General features: G+C 49.3%; 2 tRNA genes and 2 rRNA genes. All 4 read left to right on the top strand.

The features are described from left to right. Positions 1 to 36 precede the first annotated feature (36 nt). Positions 37 to 108: transfer RNA gene (locus M1F63_RS10045), tRNA-Glu, on the top strand. A gap of 228 nt (positions 109 to 336) precedes the next feature. Next, positions 337 to 1,883 (top strand): 16S ribosomal RNA (locus tag M1F63_RS10040). Positions 1,884 to 1,934: 51 nt separating this feature from the next. After that, positions 1,935 to 2,007 (top strand) — tRNA-Ala (locus M1F63_RS10035). A gap of 122 nt (positions 2,008 to 2,129) precedes the next feature. After that, positions 2,130 to 5,032, top strand: a 23S ribosomal RNA gene (locus tag M1F63_RS10030). Together the 16S and 23S rRNA genes with 2 tRNA genes alongside form the textbook arrangement of a ribosomal RNA operon. Positions 5,033 to 5,157 lie beyond the last annotated feature (125 nt).

Below are 5,157 nucleotides of genomic sequence, written 5' to 3'. Positions count from 1 at the left end.
AAAAGTAGGTATAATAGAAAGAGTTGAAAAGCTCAAGGTCCGTTGGTCAAGGGGTTAAGACACCGCCTTTTCACGGCGGTAACACGGGTTCGAATCCCGTACGGACTATGGTGTATTGCGGTTAAAAAAACTTGAAAAAAGTTTAAAAAATCTGTTGACAGAGGCAGGTAGCTGTGATATACTAATATAGTTGTCGCTCGAGAGAATGAGTGACAAAGACCTTTGAAAACTGAACAAGACGAACCAATGTGCAGGGCACTATAACTAAGGTTATAGTACTGAACAATGAAAAAACAATAAATCTGTCAGTGACAGAAATGAGTGAGAACTCAAACTTTTAATGAGAGTTTGATCCTGGCTCAGGACGAACGCTGGCGGCGTGCCTAATACATGCAAGTAGAACGCTGAAGGAGGAGCTTGCTTCTCTGGATGAGTTGCGAACGGGTGAGTAACGCGTAGGTAACCTGCCTGGTAGCGGGGGATAACTATTGGAAACGATAGCTAATACCGCATAATAGTAGATGTTGCATGACATTTGCTTAAAAGGTGCAATTGCATCACTACCAGATGGACCTGCGTTGTATTAGCTAGTTGGTGAGGTAACGGCTCACCAAGGCAACGATACATAGCCGACCTGAGAGGGTGATCGGCCACACTGGGACTGAGACACGGCCCAGACTCCTACGGGAGGCAGCAGTAGGGAATCTTCGGCAATGGACGGAAGTCTGACCGAGCAACGCCGCGTGAGTGAAGAAGGTTTTCGGATCGTAAAGCTCTGTTGTAAGAGAAGAACGAGTGTGAGAGTGGAAAGTTCACACTGTGACGGTATCTTACCAGAAAGGGACGGCTAACTACGTGCCAGCAGCCGCGGTAATACGTAGGTCCCGAGCGTTGTCCGGATTTATTGGGCGTAAAGCGAGCGCAGGCGGTTAGATAAGTCTGAAGTTAAAGGCTGTGGCTTAACCATAGTACGCTTTGGAAACTGTTTAACTTGAGTGCAAGAGGGGAGAGTGGAATTCCATGTGTAGCGGTGAAATGCGTAGATATATGGAGGAACACCGGTGGCGAAAGCGGCTCTCTGGCTTGTAACTGACGCTGAGGCTCGAAAGCGTGGGGAGCAAACAGGATTAGATACCCTGGTAGTCCACGCCGTAAACGATGAGTGCTAGGTGTTAGACCCTTTCCGGGGTTTAGTGCCGCAGCTAACGCATTAAGCACTCCGCCTGGGGAGTACGACCGCAAGGTTGAAACTCAAAGGAATTGACGGGGGCCCGCACAAGCGGTGGAGCATGTGGTTTAATTCGAAGCAACGCGAAGAACCTTACCAGGTCTTGACATCCCTCTGATCGCTCTAGAGATAGAGTTTTCCTTCGGGACAGAGGTGACAGGTGGTGCATGGTTGTCGTCAGCTCGTGTCGTGAGATGTTGGGTTAAGTCCCGCAACGAGCGCAACCCCTATTGTTAGTTGCCATCATTCAGTTGGGCACTCTAGCGAGACTGCCGGTAATAAACCGGAGGAAGGTGGGGATGACGTCAAATCATCATGCCCCTTATGACCTGGGCTACACACGTGCTACAATGGCTGGTACAACGAGTCGCAAGCCGGTGACGGCAAGCTAATCTCTTAAAGCCAGTCTCAGTTCGGATTGTAGGCTGCAACTCGCCTACATGAAGTCGGAATCGCTAGTAATCGCGGATCAGCACGCCGCGGTGAATACGTTCCCGGGCCTTGTACACACCGCCCGTCACACCACGAGAGTTTGTAACACCCGAAGTCGGTGAGGTAACCTTTTAGGAGCCAGCCGCCTAAGGTGGGATAGATGATTGGGGTGAAGTCGTAACAAGGTAGCCGTATCGGAAGGTGCGGCTGGATCACCTCCTTTCTAAGGATAAGGAACTGCACATTGGTCTTGTTTAGTCTTGAGAGGTCTTGTGGGGCCTTAGCTCAGCTGGGAGAGCGCCTGCTTTGCACGCAGGAGGTCAGCGGTTCGATCCCGCTAGGCTCCATTGGTGAGAGATCACCAAGTAATGCACATTGAAAATTGAATATCTATATCAAATAGTAACAAGAAAATAAACCGAAACGCTGTAGTATTAAAAGAGTTTATGACTGAAAGGTCAAAAAATAAGGTTAAGTTAATAAGGGCGCACGGTGGATGCCTTGGCACTAGGAGCCGAAGAAGGACGTGACAAACGACGATATGCCTTGGGTAGCTGTAAGTAAGCGATGATCCAGGGATTTCCGAATGGGGGAACCCAACAGGTACTACCTGTTACCCGCATCTGTTAAGGATGTGAGGAGGAAGACGCAGTGAACTGAAACATCTAAGTAGCTGCAGGAAGAGAAAGCAAAAGCGATTGCCTTAGTAGCGGCGAGCGAAACGGCAGGAGGGCAAACCGAAGAGTTTACTCTTCGGGGTTGTAGGACTGCAATGTGGACTCAAAGATTATAGAAGAATGATTTGGGAAGATCAGCCAAAGAGAGTAATAGCCTCGTATTTAAAATAGTCTTTGTACCTAGCAGTATCCTGAGTACGGCGGGACACGTGAAATCCCGTCGGAATCTGGGAGGACCATCTCCCAACCCTAAATACTCCCTAGTGACCGATAGTGAACCAGTACCGTGAGGGAAAGGTGAAAAGCACCCCGGGAGGGGAGTGAAATAGAACCTGAAACCGTGTGCCTACAACAAGTTCGAGCCCGTTAATGGGTGAGAGCGTGCCTTTTGTAGAATGAACCGGCGAGTTACGATATGATGCGAGGTTAAGTTGAAGAGACGGAGCCGCAGGGAAACCGAGTCTGAATAGGGCGCCTTAGTATCATGTCGTAGACCCGAAACCATGTGACCTACCCATGAGCAGGTTGAAGGTGCGGTAAGACGCACTGGAGGACCGAACCAGGGCACGTTGAAAAGTGCTTGGATGACTTGTGGGTAGCGGAGAAATTCCAAACGAACTTGGAGATAGCTGGTTCTCTCCGAAATAGCTTTAGGGCTAGCGTCGACATAAAGATTCTTGGAGGTAGAGCACTGTTTGGGTGAGGGGTCCATCCCGGATTACCAATCTCAGATAAACTCCGAATGCCAATGAATTATGGTCGGCAGTCAGACTGCGAGTGCTAAGATCCGTAGTCGAAAGGGAAACAGCCCAGACCACCAGCTAAGGTCCCAAAATAATTGTTAAGTGGAAAAGGATGTGGGGTTGCACAGACAACTAGGATGTTAGCTTAGAAGCAGCTATTCATTCAAAGAGTGCGTAATAGCTCACTAGTCGAGTGACCCTGCGCCGAAAATGTACCGGGGCTAAAACAATTTACCGAAGCTGTGGATACCTTTATAGGTATGGTAGGAGAGCGTTCTATGTGTGAAGAAGGTATACCGTGAGGAGTGCTGGAACGCATAGAAGTGAGAATGCCGGTATGAGTAGCGAAAGACAGGTGAGAATCCTGTCCACCGTAAGACTAAGGTTTCCAGGGGAAGGCTCGTCCGCCCTGGGTTAGTCGGGACCTAAGGAGAGACCGAAAGGTGTATCCGATGGACAACAGGTTGATATTCCTGTACTAGAGTATGTAGTGATGGAGGGACGCAGTAGGCTAACTAAAGCAGACGAATGGAAGTGTCTGTCTAAGCAGTGAGGTGTGATATGAGTCAAATGCTTATATCTATAACATTGAGCTGTGATGGGGAGCGAAGTTTAGTAGCGAAGTTAGTGATGTCACACTGCCAAGAAAAGCTTCTAGCGTTTAAACATACTCTACCCGTACCGCAAACCGACACAGGTAGTCGAGGCGAGTAGCCTCAGGTGAGCGAGAGAACTCTCGTTAAGGAACTCGGCAAAATGACCCCGTAACTTCGGGAGAAGGGGTGCTGACTTTAAGTCAGCCGCAGTGAATAGGCCCAAGCAACTGTTTATCAAAAACACAGCTCTCTGCTAAATCGTAAGATGATGTATAGGGGGTGACGCCTGCCCGGTGCTGGAAGGTTAAGAGGAGTGCTTAGGAGTAATCCGAAGGTATGAATTGAAGCCCCAGTAAACGGCGGCCGTAACTATAACGGTCCTAAGGTAGCGAAATTCCTTGTCGGGTAAGTTCCGACCCGCACGAAAGGCGTAATGATTTGGGCACTGTCTCAACGAGAGACTCGGTGAAATTTTAGTACCTGTGAAGATGCAGGTTACCCGCGACAGGACGGAAAGACCCCATGGAGCTTTACTGCAGTTTGATATTGAGTGTCTGTACCACATGTACAGGATAGGTAGGAGTCTATGAGATCGGGACGCCAGTTTCGAAGGAGACGTTGTTGGGATACTACCCTTGTGTTATGGCCACTCTAACCCGGATAGGTTATCCCTATCGGAGACAGTGTCTGACGGGCAGTTTGACTGGGGCGGTCGCCTCCTAAAAGGTAACGGAGGCGCCCAAAGGTTCCCTCAGAATGGTTGGAAATCATTCGCAGAGTGTAAAGGTATAAGGGAGCTTGACTGCGAGAGCTACAACTCGAGCAGGGACGAAAGTCGGGCTTAGTGATCCGGTGGTTCCGTATGGAAGGGCCATCGCTCAACGGATAAAAGCTACCCTGGGGATAACAGGCTTATCTCCCCCAAGAGTTCACATCGACGGGGAGGTTTGGCACCTCGATGTCGGCTCGTCGCATCCTGGGGCTGTAGTCGGTCCCAAGGGTTGGGCTGTTCGCCCATTAAAGCGGCACGCGAGCTGGGTTCAGAACGTCGTGAGACAGTTCGGTCCCTATCCGTCGCGGGCGTAGGAAATTTGAGAGGATCTGCTCCTAGTACGAGAGGACCAGAGTGGACTTACCGCTGGTGTACCAGTTGTCTTGCCAAAGGCATCGCTGGGTAGCTATGTAGGGAAGGGATAAACGCTGAAAGCATCTAAGTGTGAAACCCACCTCAAGATGAGATTTCCCATGATTTTATATCAGTAAGAGCCCTGAGAGATGATCAGGTAGATAGGTTAGAAGTGGAAGTGTGGCGACACATGTAGCGGACTAATACTAATAGCTCGAGGACTTATCCAAAGTAACTGAGAATACGAAGTGTGAGGTTTTCTTGGTATTTGATAGATATTCAATTTTGAGTAGGTATTACTCAGAGTTAAGTGACGATAGCCTAGGAGATACACCTGTACCCATGCCGAACACAG

Origin of the sequence: Streptococcus oralis, assembly GCF_023109155.1 — a bacterium.
Lineage (GTDB): Bacteria > Bacillota > Bacilli > Lactobacillales > Streptococcaceae > Streptococcus > Streptococcus oralis_BZ.
The sequence above is the reverse complement of the archived record's forward strand: the minus strand, read 5'-3'. Positions and strand labels throughout refer to the sequence as shown.